Origin of the sequence: Rhodobacter sp. 24-YEA-8 (assembly GCF_900105075.1) — a bacterium.
Classification (GTDB): domain Bacteria; phylum Pseudomonadota; class Alphaproteobacteria; order Rhodobacterales; family Rhodobacteraceae; genus Pseudogemmobacter.
The window spans coordinates 2,076,077-2,092,127 of the sequence record NZ_FNSK01000001.1 but is presented as its reverse complement, the minus strand read 5'-3'; the positions used below and the strand labels follow the sequence as shown (position 1 = coordinate 2,092,127).

The following is a 16,051-nucleotide window of genomic DNA, read 5'->3' as shown; positions in this document are numbered from 1 at the left end:
GGAAAGCCGGCCCAGATCCGGACCGGCTTTCCAAAGCAGTTCAGTAGCCGCCGCGCCCCGGGATCCAGCTGGTTCCCGCGAGCGGCACGCCCGCCATGGCGGCCGATTCCACCGTCAGCGCGCAGAGATCCTCCGGTTCGAGATTATGGACATGGTTCTTGCCGCAGGCCCGCGCGATGGTCTGGGCCTCCAGCGTCATCACCTTGAGGTAATTCGCGAGCCGCCGCCCCGCCTGGACCGGGTCGAGGCGCTTTTGCAGCTCGGGGTCCTGGGTGGTGATGCCGGCGGGATCCTTGCCCTCATGCCAGTCGTCATAGGCCCCGGCGGTGGTGCCGAGCTTCTGGTATTCGGCTTCCCAATGCGGGTCATTATCGCCAAGCGCGATCAGCGCGGCGGTGCCGACTGCGACCGCATCGGCGCCAAGCGCCAGTGCCTTGGCCACATCGGCGCCGGTGCGGATGCCGCCTGAGACGATCAGCTGCACTTTGCGATGCATGCCCAGATCCTGCAGCGCCTTGACCGCCTGGGGCAGTGCGGCGAGCGTCGGCTGGCCGACATGTTCGATGAACACGTCCTGGGTTGCGGCGGTGCCGCCCTGCATACCGTCGATCACCACGACATCGGCGCCCGCTTTGACCGCCAGCGTCGTGTCGTAATAGGGCCGTGCACCACCGATCTTGATATAGATCGGCTTCTCCCAGCCGGTGATCTCGCGGATCTCGAGGATCTTGATCTCGAGGTCATCGGGGCCGGTCCAGTCGGGGTGACGGCAGGCCGAGCGCTGGTCGATGCCTTTGGGAAGGTTGCGCATTTTGGCAACCCGGTCCGAGATCTTCTGCCCCAGAAGCATGCCGCCGCCGCCCGGTTTGGCGCCCTGGCCGACCACCAGTTCGATCGCATCGGCGCGGCGCAGGTCATCTGGGTTCATGCCGTAACGCGAGGGCAGATACTGATAGACCAGGGTCTTGGAATGGCCGCGCTCTTCGGGGGTCATGCCGCCGTCGCCGGTGGTGGTCGAAGTGCCCGAAAGCGTGGCGCCGCGACCAAGGGCCTCTTTCGCCGCGCCCGAAAGCGCGCCAAAGCTCATCCCCGCGATGGTGATCGGGATATCGAGCGTGATCGGCTTTTTGGCGAAACGGGTGCCGAGGACCACTTTGGTCTCGCAGCGCTCGCGGTAACCTTCCAGCGGATAGCGCGAGATCGAGGCGCCAAGGAACAGGAGGTCGTCGAAATGCGGCAGCTTGCGCTTTGCCCCACCGCCGCGGATGTCATAGATGCCGGTGGCGGCGGCGCGGCGGATCTCGGAATTGATCTCCTGGCTATAGGTCCAGGACTGGCGCGGCACGGTCTGCGGGATCGTCTTCTGTTCGTCTTTCATGGCCGATCCCTCAGTAAGCCGACGCATTGTCGATGTTGAAATTATAGAGCTTGCGGGCCGAGCCGTAGCGTTTGAATTCTTCGGGCTTTGCATCCGCGCCCGCCTGGGCCAGCAGGTCCTGGAGGATCGCGATATGCTCGGGGCGCATCTCTTTCTCGATACAGTCGGCGCCGAGGGATTTGACGCTGCCCCGGACAAAGAGCCGCGCCTCGTAAAGGCTGTCGCCAAGCGCGTCACCGGCATCGCCCAGCACAACCAGATTGCCCGATTGTGCCATGAAAGCCGACATATGGCCGATATTGCCATGCACGACGATATTGATGCCCTTCATCGAAATGCCGCAACGCGATGATGCATTGCCTTTGATGACCAGAAGCCCGCCATTGCCGGTCGCCCCGGCATATTGGCTGGCATCGCCCTCGATCACGACGGTGCCCGACATCATATTCTCGGCAACACCCGGGCCTGCCGAGCCCTTCACGGTGACGGTCGCCTGCTTGTTCATCCCGGCGGTGTAATAGCCGGTCGAGCCCTTGACGGTGACTTCGATCGGGGCATCGAGGCCGACGGCCAGCGCATGGCTGCCCTTCGGGTTCACGATCTCCCAGGCGGTGGCATTGGTCTGGCCTTTGGTGGCCTGCAGCGTCGCGTTCAGGTCGCGCAGAGTGGTGGTTGCAAGGTCAATCGTCTGCATATCAGTGCTTCCAGAAATAGACGGTTGCGGGTTCCGGTTCCCAGACGCGGGCGTCCTCGATGCCCGGCAGGTTGACCAGCGCGCGGTATTCCGATCCGAAAGCGACATATTGGTCGGTCTCGGCCATGACCGCCGGCTTGCAGGCGATCGGGTCGCGCACCACGCCGAAGCCGTCTTTGGTGCCGACGACGAAGGTGTAGAAGCCGTCGAGCACATCAAGACCGGCGCGCAGCGCATCGCCAAGCTCGACACCCTGGGCCAGCTGATGCGACAGCCAGGCCGCAGCGACTTCGGTATCGTTCTGGGTCTCGAACTTCACACCGTCGCGGATCAGCTCACGGCGCAGCGAATTGTGGTTCGACAGCGAGCCGTTATGCACAAGGCACTGATCAAGCCCGGTCGAGAACGGGTGTGCCCCCATGGTGGTGACCGCCGATTCGGTTGCCATCCGCGTATGGCCGATCCCGTGCCGGCCCGACATTTTTGAGACGCCAAAGCGCGCCGCCACATCCTTCGGCAGACCGGTCTCTTTATAGATCTCGATCGAATCGCCGGCGCTCATCACCCGCACATCCGGCCGCAGAGCCGCAAGCGTCGACCGTGCGAGCGCGATCTTATCCGCCGCAAGCGTCAGGATCGCATGGCTGTCCTTGCGCGAAAGCGAAACCTTCGCCCCGATCGCCGCCCCGAGATCCGCCTCCAGCGTCGCAAAATCGCGATCCGCAAAGGCAGACTGAACCGTCAGCTTGCCCCCCGCATCATCACCGTAAATCGCGATCCCAGCAGAATCAGGACCGCGATCCGTCATCGTGATCAGCATATCCGTCAGCAAACGGCCCAGATCGGGCTCCAGCGAACGGTCCTTCAGAAAAAGTCCAACAATCCCGCACATCGAAGCGGCTCCCTATTAGCTCTGGCGCAAAACAATCCTAACAACCAGACAAACAAACACACAAGAAATAAAGTTGAATGGAAGGAAAGCTGTTGGCGCATTTTCCGGCGGCTGCCGGATTTCCGTGCAGCCGCTGCAAAGCAGCACGGCAGGCGCCGGCGGCAAGCGCAGGAAAGGCGCGTAAAATCAGGGCTGATGCGGGCTGCCATGCGGCAGGTTTTGCTCTGGCAGCATGGCGGGCAGGCTCTGGTTCAGCAGCGCAGCAATCCGCATGAGCTGGGGGCCAAGCGGGTTTGACCGCCGCCAGACCATGCCGATCACCCGTTTCGGATGCGGTGCGGCAAGCCGGTCGACCGCAACCCGGGCTGATTTCGTCTCGATCGGCAGCGCCATTTCGGGAATCAGCGTCACCCCGATTCCCGCACCGACCATCTGCACCAGCGTTGAAAGCGAACTGCCCTCCATCAGATCGCGCGGCGCGCGCGAGGCAGGGATCTTGCAAAAGGACAGGGCCTGATCGCGGAAGCAATGGCCCTCTTCCAGCAGGAGAAGCTTCATCTCGGCCAGCCGCGCCGCATCCGGCACCGGGCGTCCGGCATCCGAGCGGGGGCGGACCAGCAGAAATTCCTCCTCGATCAGTGGGACTTCTTCAAGCGCGGGTTCCGAGACCGGCAAGGCGAGGATGGCAAGATCAAGCCGCCCGGCGGTCAGATCGGTCAAAAGCGTGCGCGTCACCGCCTCGCGCGGGCGCAGATCAAGCGCGGGCCAGCGCCGGGTCAGATGCTGGATCAGACCGGGAAGGAGATAGGGCGCGACTGTCGGAATGACTCCGATCCGCAGAATGCCGCCCGGCTCGTCGCCCGCAGCCCGCACCAGATCGCCAAGCTGGTCGACGCGGCGCAGTATATCACGGGCACGGCTGGCAAATTCCTCGCCCAGAGCGGTCAGACGGACCCGGCGCGCGGCGCGTTCCACGAGCGGCGCGCCGATCAGCGCCTCCAGCTCGCGGATCTGCATCGACAGCGCCGGCTGTGAGATCGCACAGGCCTCGGCGGCACGCCCGAAATGGCCGATCCGCGAGAGCGCTTCGAAATAGCGCAGATGTTTCATCGACAGAGCATTCATAAGAACATCTTATCGCATGGGTAAGTTTTTGCAATTTTGAATTATTCCAGAGCCGGGCTAGACCTGAGGGCAGCCAGGCAGGTGGGGGGATTCGGCATCAGGCCGGTCCGCGCCCTTCCAGGACATGCGCGCTACGCGAGAAACCGCAGCCAGTCGGAGAAAAAAATGGACGGAAATGATGTGAAGTCGGGTGGCAAATGCCCGGTGATCCATGGGGCGAATACCGAGCTGGGCCAAAGCGTGATGGCCTGGTGGCCGAATGCGCTGAACCTCGACATTCTCAGCCAGCAGGATACCAAAACCAATCCGCTGGGGCAGAGTTTCAGCTATCGCGAGGCCCTGAAAACCCTTGATGTCGAAGCCCTGAAGGCCGATCTGCGCGCCCTGATGAATGACAGCCAGGACTGGTGGCCGGCAGATTACGGCTCCTATGTCGGCATGTTCGCCCGCACCGCCTGGCATATGGCGGGGTCTTACCGTGTGACCGACGGGCGCGGCGGCGGCAATACCGGCAACCAGCGGTTTGCGCCGCTGAACTCCTGGCCCGACAACGTCAATACCGACAAGGGCCGGCGTCTGCTGTGGCCGATTAAAAAGAAATACGGCAATGCTGTTTCCTGGGCTGACCTGATCCTGCTGGCCGGCACGATTGCCTATGAGGTTGCCGGTCTGAAGACCTTCGGCTTCGCCTTTGGCCGGGAAGACATCTGGCATCCCGAGAAAGACACCTATTGGGGGTCTGAAAAAGAGTGGCTTGCGCCCTCGGATGGCCGCTATGGCGATGTCGCCACCCCGGCCACGCTGGAAAACCCGCTGGCGGCGGTGCAGATGGGCCTGATCTATGTGAACCCGGAAGGGGTCAACGGCGTTTCGGACCCGCTGAAGACGGCGGCGCAGATGCGCGAGACCTTCTCGCGCATGGCGATGAATGACGAGGAAACCGTTGCGCTGACCGCGGGCGGCCATACGATCGGCAAATGCCATGGGAATGGCTCGGCGGCAAATCTTTCACCCGATCCGGAAGCGGCCGGCCCGGAATTCCAGGGCCTTGGCTGGATCAATACCAATGGGCGCGGCGTGGGGCGCGACACGGTCGTGTCGGGGCTGGAAGGCGCCTGGACCACCCATCCGACGCAGTGGGACAACGGTTTCTTCGAGATGCTCTTCAAACATGAATGGCATATCGTGACGACGCCCGCCGGTGCGCATCAGTGGGAGCCGGTCTCGATCCTTGAAGAAGACAAGCCGGTCGATGTGGAAGACCCGTCGATCCGTGTCATGCCGATGATGACGGATGCCGATATGGCGCTGCGGGTCGATCCGGGCTACCGCGAGATCTCGCTCCGGTTCAAAGAAGACCAGGCCTATTTCTCCGAAGTCTTCGCCCGCGCCTGGTTCAAGCTGACCCATCGCGATCTCGGCCCTAAATCGCGCTATGTCGGCCCGGATGTGCCGGCGGAAGACCTGATCTGGCAGGACCCGGTCCCGGCAGGGGCGACCGGCTATGACGTGGCCGGGCTGAAGGCCAAAATCGCTGCCTCCGGCCTTTCGGTCCAGGATCTGGTGGCCACCGCCTGGGATTCCGCGCGTACCTTCCGCCATTCCGACAATCGCGGCGGTGCGAACGGGGCCCGCATCCGGCTCGCGCCGCAAAAAGACTGGGAAGGCAACGAGCCCGCCCGTCTTGCGCGCGTCCTCTCGGTGCTTGACCCGATTGCGCAGGCCGCAGGCGCGAGCCTCGCCGATGTGATCGTGCTGGCGGGCGGTGTCGGCGTGGAACAGGCCGCGAAAGCGGCTGGTTTTACTGTCGAGGTCCCTTTCGCGCCGGGCCGTGGTGATGCAACCGACGCCCAGACCGATGCGGAAAGCTTCGAGCCGCTGGAGCCGATCCATGACGGCTTCCGCAACTGGGTCAAAGCCGATTACACCGTCTCTCCCGAGGAGCTCCTGCTTGACCGGGCCCAGCTGATGGGTCTGAGCGCGCCGGAAATGACCGTCCTTCTGGGCGGGCTGCGGGTGATCGGCGCGAACCATGCTGGTTCTGCGCATGGTGTCTTCACGCAGACCCCGGGCGCGCTCACGAACGACTTCTTCGCCACGCTGACCGATATGGCGTTCAAATGGGTGCCGGTGTCGAAATCGACCTATGAGATCCAGGACCGCAAGACCGGTGCGAAGGTTTACTCGGCCACCCGCGTTGACCTCGTCTTCGGCTCGAACTCGATCCTGCGCGCGATTGCCGAAGTTTATGCCCAGGACGACAACAAGGAAAAGCTGGTCCAGGACTTCGTCAAAGCCTGGGTCAGGGTGATGAACGGCGACCGTTTCGACCTGAAAGCCTGATACGAAACAAAAGGCCCCGGAAACGTCTTCCGGGGCCTTTTTCTGCGTCTTTCATCTGTCCTTAAATATCCCGGGGGAGTCTGCCAAAGGCAGACGGGGGCAGCGCCCCAATGCGCGCAACAGTCACCCCCCGCGCGGGATCAGCCCTGCAAGCGCCCGCGACACCAGCCCCGAAACCCCGGGCCGGGGCAGGCCACGAAACGGCAATGGCCGGCATTGCTCCATTGCGGCCACCCCGATCCGGGCCGTCAGCGCGCCATTGACCACCCCCTCGCCAAAGCGGCGCGACAGTTTTGACAGCACCCCGCCGCCTGCCACCGATCCCATCAGATCATCCGCAAGCGAGACCGCCCCCGCCGCCAGCAGCGAGGAAAACACCCGGCGCAAAAGGCTCCAGCTGCCCAGAGTGCCCGACCGGCCACCATAGATCATCGCGATCCGCCGGATCATCGCGAGATTGGAATAAAGAACCGCCGCGACATCCGCCAAAGCCAGCGGCACAAGCGCGGTCACCAGCGCGACGCGCCGCGCAGCGGCCTCGATTTCGGCCCGCGCGGCAGCGTCGAGCGGCGCGAGGATCTCGGTCTCGGCCAGGGCCAGCACCGCATCGGCATCCAGCACCTCGGCCTGATGTTCCTCAAACCGTTTCAGCCCCCAGGCGGCCTCGGCGCGCGCGCCATAAAGGTCGGTGATGCTGCCGGTTACGCTGCGTGCGGCCTTCAGATCGGCATTCACATGCGCGGAAACGGCGCGGGCGCGCAGATGGTCAAGCCGCGCGATCCGGGCAAAACCCATTGCCTCGCGCGCGGCCATGATCAGCGCGATCAGAACCGCCAGCGCGATCAGCACAAAGGCGATCCAGCCCAGAACCGCATTGCGCGTGAAAAGCGAGGCGGTGAAGTCCCAGGCCGCCACGCCGAGAACAAAGGTGAAAAGCGTTGAAAACACCCAGATCGCGGCACGCGTCAGGCGCGAACGACGCGCCCCGGCAGCGCGCGCCAGCTGCTCCAGCATGAGATCCGCCCCGGGCAGATCACTGATCGGAGGCGCTGCACCAGGATCGGCCTCGGGGATGTCATCCGCATGGATTTCCTCGACAAAGGGGCGGTGGGGGGATTGGGTCACAGCCGGTCTCCGATCAGAAATTCGACAGCGCGGTCGAGGCGGATATGTGGTGGTCCGTCGCCCGGTTTCAGCGAAAGCCGCGCGGGCGCGAATTCCATCATGCCGAATTCCGCATCGAGCCAGTCCGCCGCACCCTCGCGCGCAGGAGACAGGATCCGCGCCGGATCTGCGGGCAGCGCGCCGGGATACATAACCGCCTGTTTTCCGCTGGTCAGAAGCCGCCCGCGCACGGCGGGCAGCGGGACGCCGCCACGTTCCACGGTCTCTTCAACCGTGGCGCGCAGGCTTGCGAGCGACAAAGCCGCTACCTCGGCCCCGGCAAATTCGGCGCGCCCTTTCGCATCGGCGACCAGCGCCTCGGTGATGGCGGTCAGGGCAGGGTGCTGTTCATGATGCAGATGGTCGGCGCGGGTCGCTGCGAAAAGGATTTTGGCCACCCGCCTGGCCCCGATCAGCGACGACAGCCAGGAGGCGCGCCCGACGCGAAAGGCGGTCAGCACCTCGGCCATGACCTTCCGCAGATCCTCCACCGCCTGCGGCCCCTGATGGAGCGCGCCCAGCACATCCATCAGCACGATCTGACGATCAACACGGGAAAAATGGTCGCGGAAGAACGGCGTCACCACCTTCGCCTTATAGCCCTCGAACCGTCGCACCATCTCGCGCCAGAGCGATCCGCGCCCGGCTTCTGACGGCTCGGGGATCGGGGCGAAGGTCAGGACGGGCGAGCCGGCGAGATCCCCGGGCAGCAAAAACCGGCCCGGAGTGCAATCCGACCAGCCGGCGGCACGGGCGGCGGTCAGATAGCGTGTGAAGCCCGTCGCCAGCAGTTGCAACCGGGCCTCGTCCAGCGCCAGCGCGCCATCTTCGGCCCGGGCCAGCGCCAGAAAATCGCGCGCCTCGGGCAGGCGGGGCGCCCGTTTCGCCACCAGTGCAAGGGTATCCTCGGACCAGGTGGCGAAGGTTTTTTCCATCAGAGCCAGATCCAGCAGCCATTCGCCGGGATAATCCACAATATCCAGATGCAGGATCTGAGGCCCCCGAAACCCCGCGAACCATCCCGAGGGACGGGTGCGAAACGACAGGCGCAGCTCGGAGATCGAGCGGGTCGAGGCCGGCCAGCGTGGGTCATCGCCGGTCAGCGCCGCAAGATGTGTCTCATAATCGAAGCGCGGCAGCGTCAGGTCGGGTTGCGGTTGCAGATGGACGGTCTCGATCCGCCCGTCGCGCGCGGCGCTCAGTTGCAGCATCCGGCCCCGGTGCAGAAGATTGGCGATCAGCGAGGTGATGAAGACGGTCTTCCCGGCGCGTGACAGGCCGGTGACGCCCAGCCGCAGCACGGGTTCGAACAAGAGGCCGGAGATCCCCGCCTGGGTCTGATCGATCCCGCGTGCGATGCCGTCGGTGATGCCGAAAAGTGCCAAACCCGCCCCCTGTTCTGTCGGACGGAAGATAGGGCGCGCCTTGCTGCTTGGGAAGGTGGACGAAGGGGTGCATCTGGGCTAAGCGGCGGGAATGGCGCGCTTTGCATTCAGGATCGAGTATAACGGGGCTCCGTTCAACGGCTGGCAGCGCCAGGCGGGGGGGCAGCCTTCGGTACAGCAGGCGATTGAAGAGGCCCTGGCAAAGCTGGAACCGGGCGAGCATCGCATCGCCGCCGCCGGCCGCACCGATGCGGGCGTTCACGCGACGGGGCAGGTGGCCCATGCCGATCTTGCGAAAGACTGGGAGCCCTTTCGCCTGTGCGAGGCACTCAACTGGCATCTGAGACCACAGCCGGTGGCGATCACCGCCTGCGCGCGGGTGGAACCCGATTTCCATGCGCGGTTTTCGGCGCTGGAACGGCGCTATATGTTTCGCCTGATGGCCCGGCGCGCGCCGGTGGTGCTGGAGGCGGGGCTTGTGTGGCAGGTGCGGGGAGCGCTGGATCTCGAAGCGATGCGGGCCGGGGCTGCGCATCTGATCGGGCTCCATGACTTCACCACCTTCCGGTCGACCATGTGCCAGGCGCAAAGCCCGGTGAAGACGATCGATGAGATCTCGATCGAGGAATTCCCCTGCGCGGGGGGGCAGGAATTCCGCTTTTACCTGCGCGCCCGCAGCTTCCTGCACAATCAGGTCCGCTCGGTGGTTGGCACGCTGGAGCGGGTGGGGGCAGGAGGCTGGCCGCCCGCCCGTGTGAAAGAGGCCCTGGAGGCCAGAGACCGCGCCGCCTGTGGCCCGGTCTGCCCGCCCGAGGGTCTCTATCTGACCGGAGTTGGCTATCCGACGGATCCGTTCGGGGGCTGAGATCGCCCGGAGGACACCCGGGCGATTTCGCCTGTTCAGGCCCGCAAATGCCGCACCCGCGCCGCCCATTCGATCGCGGCGGCATGGAGGCGGTCGATCCGGAGTTCCTCGCGCAGCTCTTCAAGCATCCGGAGTTCTTCCTGGCTGTGGCGCCCGTCTGCGGTGACCACATCACAGGCCAGCGCATAGGCGGTCTCATGCAGCCGTTCGGGCAGGGCATCGCGGATCAGGCCGAAAAACGCATCAAGCCCGTCTTCTTCTTCGAAAAGGTCAAAGACCGTCTGCGACACGCGCCGCATCCGGTCGGTATCATAGCCCGAGAAAACCGGCATCAGGTTGACCATGCTCTGAATTGCCACCAGCTCGGCCGTGCGCATGTTCTGGTCCGAGGCCGAACAGGCGATCATCACGGCGACGAGGGCGTCCTGGGCCGACAACGAAGGGGGGGCGGTCTGCGGCAAGTCACTCACTCCGAAGTCTGCGCAGGTATTTGCGCAAGGTCAGTTTTTTCAACGGCGAAGCTAATCGTTGCCGCCTTTCGCGGCAAGTCCAACGTCTCAGTCAGGCTCAGCGCCGCCGGGGGAGACGCCGGCCTGGGCCTCTCCCCTCATTCGCCTGGGATCGCTACGGAATCTCGCCGACATGACACGCCTCGCGCGGCTGATCTGCGCAAGCCGCCTGGTAGTCCGGCTCTTGTGCCGGGCATTGGCGCGCTGGCGTTTTGGTCGCGCTGGACAAGCTGGCGGGTCGGCACATTTGTCGGGACCGGGGCGGCGGTGAGCGCGATCCCCGAGGTTCAGGCCCAAGCGGAGCTGACCCCGGCGGATTGCCAGGCCAAACGCCGTGCTGCCATCTACATGCTTCCTCGCATACCTGGCCACATCGAACCCTGTTTAAAGAAAACAGTTCCGCAAATCAGACTCATTCAGTGGTCTGGAAGGACAGTCATGATGTGTCGGGATTGGGGGCTTTCTGGAAAGATCCGGGTGCTGCTGTTACATGCGGCCCTGATTGGGTCCTCGATGCGCTGGCCGATGCCCGTGCCGATCTGGCGGCCTGCACTGTCCGGACTTCGACCCCGGTTCAGGCCGGTAAACTCAGATTCGCTGAAGGCAGCTGATCAGGGGCGTCAGCCCGATGTCTGAGGATCTGCGCCACAAGCCTGGCTATTCCTACTTTGACCTGGTCGCCGCCTGGACCATATCTGAAATCGCCCTGGATAATGACAAGCCTGAAGGCTTCAGGGGGCGCGTCACGCGAGAGGATTGGGAGATCCAGGTCTGCGATCATGCTGCCGGTCAAAGCGCCGCGCGCGGGTGACGGGGATTGAGCTGACAGGGATTGCAGGGGAAAGGCGTCGAGATGCCACCTTATATCGGGGCAAAGATGCGCGCAGTGCCGCCCGGCACATTGACGAAAACTGCCTGCGGCAATAGAGCGGGGCTTCCCGTCGGCACTGGCGCCGATGGTCACAGATAAGGAAATTCTCATGTCTGAGCTCCGCGATGCGGCGATGAAGTCGAAAGCCTGGCCTTTCGAAGAGGCCCGCGCGCTGCTCAAACGTTATGAGAAGAAGGCGCCGGAAAAGGGCTATGTGCTGTTCGAGACCGGCTACGGTCCGTCGGGCCTGCCCCATATCGGCACCTTCGGCGAGGTTGCGCGCACCACGATGATCCGCCGCGCCTTTGAAGCGATCTCGGACATCCCGACGCGGCTGATCTGTTTTTCCGACGATCTCGACGGGATGCGCAAAGTGCCGGAAAATGTGCCGCAGCAGGATCTGCTGAAGGCCAATATCCAGAAGCCGCTGACGAGCGTTCCGGACCCGTTTGGCGAGTATGAGAGCTTTGGCGCTCATAACAACGCCATGCTGCGCCGGTTTCTCGACACGTTCGGGTTCGAATATGAATTCATCTCCTCGACGGAATTCTACGGGGCGGGGCTGTTCGACGCGACGCTGAAGCTTTGTGTCGAGCGCTATGACGAGATCATGGCGATCATGCTGGCCTCTTTGCGCGAAGAGCGGCAGCAGACCTATAGCTGCTTCCTGCCGATCCATCCGGAAACGGGTCGGGTGCTGTATGTGCCGATGAAATCCATCGACAAGGTGAACCACACGATCACCTTTGACGATGAGGATGGGCGCGAATGGACGCTGCCGGTGACCGGTGGCAATGTGAAGCTGCAATGGAAGCCCGATTTCGGTGCACGTTGGGCCGAGCTTGACGTCGATTTCGAGATGTATGGCAAAGACCATTCGACCAATACGCCGATCTATGACGGCATCTGTGAGGTGCTGGGGGGCAAAAAGCCCAACCATTTCACCTATGAGCTGTTCCTTGATTTCGAAGGTCAGAAGATCTCGAAGTCCAAGGGCAACGGGCTGACGATTGACGAATGGCTGACCTATGCCTCGGCCGAGAGCCTGTCTTACTTCATGTATCAAAAGCCCAAAACGGCCAAGCGGCTGTGGTGGGATGTGATCCCCAAGGCTGTTGACGAATATCACCAGCAGCTGAAAGCTTTCCCGGATCAGACGGTTGAGCAGCAGGTCAATAATCCGGTCTGGCATATCCATAACGGCAAGCCGCCGAAATCGACGATGGTGGTGCCGTTTGCCATGCTTCTGAACCTTGCCTCCGTCGCAGGGGCCAAGGATGCGGCCGGGCTTTGGGGCTTTATCCGCCGCTATGCGCCCGAGGCCTCGCCTGAGACCAACCCGGATCTGGATGCGGCGGCGGGGTTCGCGCTGCGCTACTTCCAGGACAAGATCGCGCCGAACCGGGTGTTCCGCCTGCCATCTGACACGGAGCGCGCCGCGATCCTTGATCTGCGCGGACGGCTGGCGGCTTTTGCCGGGCCGGAAGATGGTCAGGCCGAGGATGAGGCGCTGCAGACCATCGTCTATGCGGTCGGCAAGGATCATGGCTTCGATCCGCTGCGTGACTGGTTCAGGGCGCTTTACGAGGTGCTGCTGGGCGCATCCGAGGGCCCGCGTTTTGGCGGCTTTGTCGCGCTTTACGGGGTGTCGGAATCAATTGCGCTGATCGACCGGGCGCTGGCCGGAGAGCTGGTTGGCTGATCTGCGCCACCGGCGGCAGTATTTGTCAGGGCGCTGATTTCGTCGGGTCTCGCCGCGGCATCTGGATCATGTGTCACCCTCGCAAGTCGATGGCGGGGGTGGCGATGCGGGGCATGGACGAGACGCCCGGTTCGCTGTTCAGCGATGCTGTTCTGAAGGAACGGGCGTCTGCGCGTCGCTCGTTGCAGTAAAACCTGCTGTTTCGATGGTTCCTGGCCCTCGGGGCTGATGTCCCTGACCGGGCGGGCTGTTTGCTCCATGAACCGCTGGCGGCTTCTGAGCACAGGGATGTCGCGCAAGGTCATGGCTGCCATTCCGGCCCATCGCGGGTGAGGCCGCTTTTGTAGGACGACCTCTTCCCTGCAGATGCCACACAAGTGAAAGCCCGGGTGTGGATGACAAGCTTTCGGCCAAAGAGTGAGCGCCCGCCTCTAATGTCACGCTGATGACCAGCCAGCCATGCCTGTCGCGGCAGTGAGCGGGCACGCGCCCGCGTCATTCTGGCGCTGGCCGCCAGAAATCTCACCAGACTGCCAAAGCTGATTCCGGGCATATTCAGAAAAAGATTCCGGAAACCGTCCGGGGCCCTCAGCCAGAACAGATGAACAAACAGATCCCGCATCTGAGAAAAGACGCGCGCCGCGCAGGCGATAAATCAGCACCCTGCCAAGACAAGAGGAAGAGGGGGCTTTGGCCAGGTTGTTGTTGCGGCGGCTGGTGACGCGGCGCGCGGCGGTATGAGCCGGGGTTAACGCTTCCTTAGTAACTCACTCGGGGTCTGGCGCGGGACTGGTCCGGCGCCGGTGATGATCCAGGCGGGGTGCGACAATGAACAAGGCGATTACCGAGGGGCTGGCTTTGATGCCATTGCCATTTGCTGCGGGGCTGGCGAACTGGTCATCAGCGAACGGGCGGCCGGGGGATGCGTCTTATACCGGGGTGGCTGGCGCGGCACTGGTTGGCAATGACCAGGATTTCGGCGGCTGTTTCGAATTGATGAAGACCACGGCCACGCAGCGGATCCGGGCTTTCGCGCAGACGCCCCTGCGCCCGGATATGTATTTGCGGGTGACTGTGCGGATCAAGGCGGTCTCGGGGAACCTGCCGGCGGTCAGGATCGCGGCCTGGGCCGGAACTGCCGCAGGGGCGAATGTGGGATCGGTGGCCCAGACCGCCACGGCGGTGGGTCTGTCTTCTTATGGTGAAGTGGTCACGGTCCAGGCGATTATCGGCGCGGGGAACCGGCCCGGGGTGGATCTTGTCTGGGGGCATCTGCCGGTCTTTGCGCATTTCGGTCTCGATCTGACCGGCCCGAATGGCGGCACGGTGCGGATCGACGATATCGTGATCGAGGATGTCACCTCGTTCTGGCTGCGGGATCTGACAGATGTGGTCGATGTGAGGGATCACGGCGCGCTGGGCGATGGCGTTGCCAATGACATGGCGGCGTTTCAGCGCGCCGATGCGGCGGCGGGCGGCCGTACTATTCTGGTGCCGACCGGGGTCTATCCGATCCAGGGCAATCTGACGGTCAGCTCTCCGATCCGCTTTGTCGGCACGGTGAGGGTGCCGGCGGCGAACCGGCTGGTATTGACCCGGAATTTCGATCTGGAGAGCTATTCACGCGCCTTTGGTGACGATACCGAAGGATTCCGGCGCGCGTTGCAGGCGCTGTTCTACTTCAATGACCATGTCACCTTTGACCTGTCCGGGCGTCGGGTCGATCTCGCCGCGCCGGTCGATGTCTCGCTTTTGTCAGGCCAGACCAGCTTTGCCAATCGCCGGGTGCTCAGGAACGGATCGCTGAATGCGGTAAGCTCCACCGCCTGGAATAGCGAGAGTTTCACCTCGGTTGGCACCTATACACCTTCGACACATCACACCCGGCTGACCTCGGTGACCAATGTCGCCAATATCCCGATTGGCGCGCTGGTCGAGGGGGCGGGCGTCGGGCGTGAGGTCTATGTGCGCTCGAAAAACGTGGGCGCGGGCTGGATCGAACTGTCTGAGCCGTTATTCGCGGCTGCCGGGACCCGCACCTATTCCTTCCGGAGATTCAAGTATATGCTTGATTTCGGGGGATTTTCGCTGCTGAATCGCTTCGAGATCCATGATATCGAATTCAACTGCCTTGGGATTGCCTCGGGCGTGATGATGCCAGCGGCAGGTTCGGTCAACCGGTTCGAGAATTGCACTTTCAACCGCCCGAAAGATCGCGGCATTTCCTCGTCCGGGACCGGTTGCCAGGGTATGCATGTCGATTACTGCCAGTTCCTGTCAGACGAGCAATCGCTTCCGGCGCAAAACCGCACCACCATCGCGATGAACGTCAACGCCAATGACGTCAAGCTGAGGAACAACCGCGTCGTCCGTTTCCGCCATTTCGCGGTGATGAACGGCACCTCGCATATGATCCAGTCGAACCATTTCTTTCAGGGGGATGACATGGCGGCGGGGGTAAGGCTGGCCGGGATCGTCTTTACCCAGACCAATGTGGCGACAGTGGTGACCGGCAATTACATCGACAACTGCTTTATCGAATGGGGCAATGAGCATGATGCGGCTCCCGAATTCAACAATGAGTTCTCATTCGGCGGGCTGAACATCGTCGGCAATATCTTCATTGCCTCGGATGTCTCTTCGGCCTTTCGCTGGGTGGTGGTGAAACCCTATGGGCCCGGGCATTTCCTGAACGGGTTCTGTATGGAAAACAATATGTTCCGGGTGTTCAACGCCACGATTGACCGGGTGGACCGGGTTGATACCACGCATTCCACGCTGGATTTCACCCGCTCACGCGATGTGCGGGTCTCGGCCAATACCTATAACCAGGTGGCGCAGTCGATCTCGAACCCGGTGGTGGTGCAGCATGTGCAGAACACCAATGCCGATACCTGGACGGTGGATGCCTCGGCCTTTATCCCCTTTGGCGGCCGTATCCGTATGGTCGAGGCGGCGCAGCCCGAGACTTCCGTGTCCAATGCCGCGAATGTGCAGCGCTATATTTCGCCCATCGCCGTGCCGGGGCAGGGGCCGGGGGGCAATCAGGTGCAGCTGCGCTGGGGCGAAGCCGTGAAGGGCCGTGCCGTGGTGACGATGCGGATGGATCTGCCGACCTGAGCG

The 16,051-nt window shown here is 63.1% G+C and carries 12 protein-coding genes; 5 read left to right on the top strand and 7 right to left on the bottom strand.

What is annotated here, in order from left to right:
- Positions 1 to 40: 40 nt before the first annotated feature.
- From BLW25_RS10210 to BLW25_RS10195, 4 genes are all read right to left on the bottom strand, one after another.
- Positions 41 to 1,378 (bottom strand): FMN-binding glutamate synthase family protein, encoded by a 1,338-nt coding sequence (locus BLW25_RS10210; protein WP_092895984.1) that lies wholly within the window; start codon positions 1,376 to 1,378, stop codon positions 41 to 43.
- A 10-nt stretch (positions 1,379 to 1,388) separates the two neighbouring features.
- Entirely contained in the window at positions 1,389 to 2,072 is a 684-nt protein-coding gene (locus BLW25_RS10205; protein ID WP_092895982.1) for a GltB/FmdC/FwdC-like GXGXG domain-containing protein, read from the bottom strand.
- Between the two features lies 1 nt (position 2,073).
- Complete coding sequence (locus BLW25_RS10200) at positions 2,074 to 2,964, bottom strand: class II glutamine amidotransferase (RefSeq protein WP_092895980.1); 891 nt, start codon at positions 2,962 to 2,964, stop codon at positions 2,074 to 2,076.
- Between the two features lie 186 nt (positions 2,965 to 3,150).
- Positions 3,151 to 4,089 carry a hydrogen peroxide-inducible genes activator gene (locus tag BLW25_RS10195; protein WP_092898737.1) on the bottom strand — a complete coding sequence of 313 codons (939 nt, stop codon included), beginning with the start codon at positions 4,087 to 4,089 and terminating at the stop codon, positions 3,151 to 3,153.
- Between the two features lie 165 nt (positions 4,090 to 4,254).
- On the opposite strand from BLW25_RS10195, the gene katG reads away from it, so the two are divergent.
- Complete coding sequence (gene katG / locus BLW25_RS10190) at positions 4,255 to 6,432, top strand: catalase/peroxidase HPI (RefSeq protein ID WP_092898735.1); 2,178 nt, start codon at positions 4,255 to 4,257, stop codon at positions 6,430 to 6,432.
- 123 nt (positions 6,433 to 6,555) lie between these two features.
- Here katG and BLW25_RS10185 read toward each other — a convergent pair whose 3' ends face one another.
- Together BLW25_RS10185 and BLW25_RS10180 are read right to left on the bottom strand one after the other, a co-directional pair.
- Positions 6,556 to 7,557 carry a YcjF family protein gene (locus tag BLW25_RS10185; RefSeq protein WP_092898733.1) on the bottom strand — a complete coding sequence of 334 codons (1,002 nt, stop codon included), beginning with the start codon at positions 7,555 to 7,557 and terminating at the stop codon, positions 6,556 to 6,558.
- Positions 7,554 to 8,981, bottom strand: a complete 1,428-nt coding sequence (locus BLW25_RS10180; RefSeq protein ID WP_092898731.1) for a YcjX family GTP-binding protein — start codon at positions 8,979 to 8,981, stop codon at positions 7,554 to 7,556. The genes BLW25_RS10185 and BLW25_RS10180 overlap by 4 nt, the downstream gene beginning before the upstream one ends.
- A 91-nt stretch (positions 8,982 to 9,072) precedes the next feature.
- Here BLW25_RS10180 and truA point away from each other — a divergent pair, with 91 nt between their 5' ends.
- Positions 9,073 to 9,846, top strand: coding sequence for a tRNA pseudouridine(38-40) synthase TruA (gene truA / locus BLW25_RS10175; protein ID WP_092898729.1), 774 nt, complete (start codon positions 9,073 to 9,075; stop codon positions 9,844 to 9,846).
- 35 nt (positions 9,847 to 9,881) lie between these two features.
- Here truA and BLW25_RS10170 read toward each other — a convergent pair whose 3' ends face one another.
- Positions 9,882 to 10,307, bottom strand: coding sequence for a tellurite resistance TerB family protein (locus BLW25_RS10170; protein WP_092898727.1), 426 nt, complete (start codon positions 10,305 to 10,307; stop codon positions 9,882 to 9,884).
- A 676-nt stretch (positions 10,308 to 10,983) separates the two neighbouring features.
- Here BLW25_RS10170 and BLW25_RS10160 point away from each other — a divergent pair.
- The 3 genes from BLW25_RS10160 (at position 10,984) to BLW25_RS10150 (ending at position 16,048) form a co-directional block, all read left to right on the top strand.
- The gene (locus tag BLW25_RS10160; RefSeq protein ID WP_092898723.1) at positions 10,984 to 11,166 is read left to right on the top strand and encodes a hypothetical protein; all 183 of its coding nucleotides are present in this window, start codon (positions 10,984 to 10,986) and stop codon (positions 11,164 to 11,166) included.
- 169 nt (positions 11,167 to 11,335) lie between these two features.
- Entirely contained in the window at positions 11,336 to 12,928 is a 1,593-nt protein-coding gene (locus tag BLW25_RS10155) for a lysine--tRNA ligase (RefSeq protein WP_092898721.1), read from the top strand.
- Positions 12,929 to 13,756: 828 nt separating this feature from the next.
- Positions 13,757 to 16,048, top strand: a complete 2,292-nt coding sequence (locus tag BLW25_RS10150) for a glycosyl hydrolase family 28-related protein (RefSeq protein WP_092898719.1) — start codon at positions 13,757 to 13,759, stop codon at positions 16,046 to 16,048.
- Positions 16,049 to 16,051 lie beyond the last annotated feature (3 nt).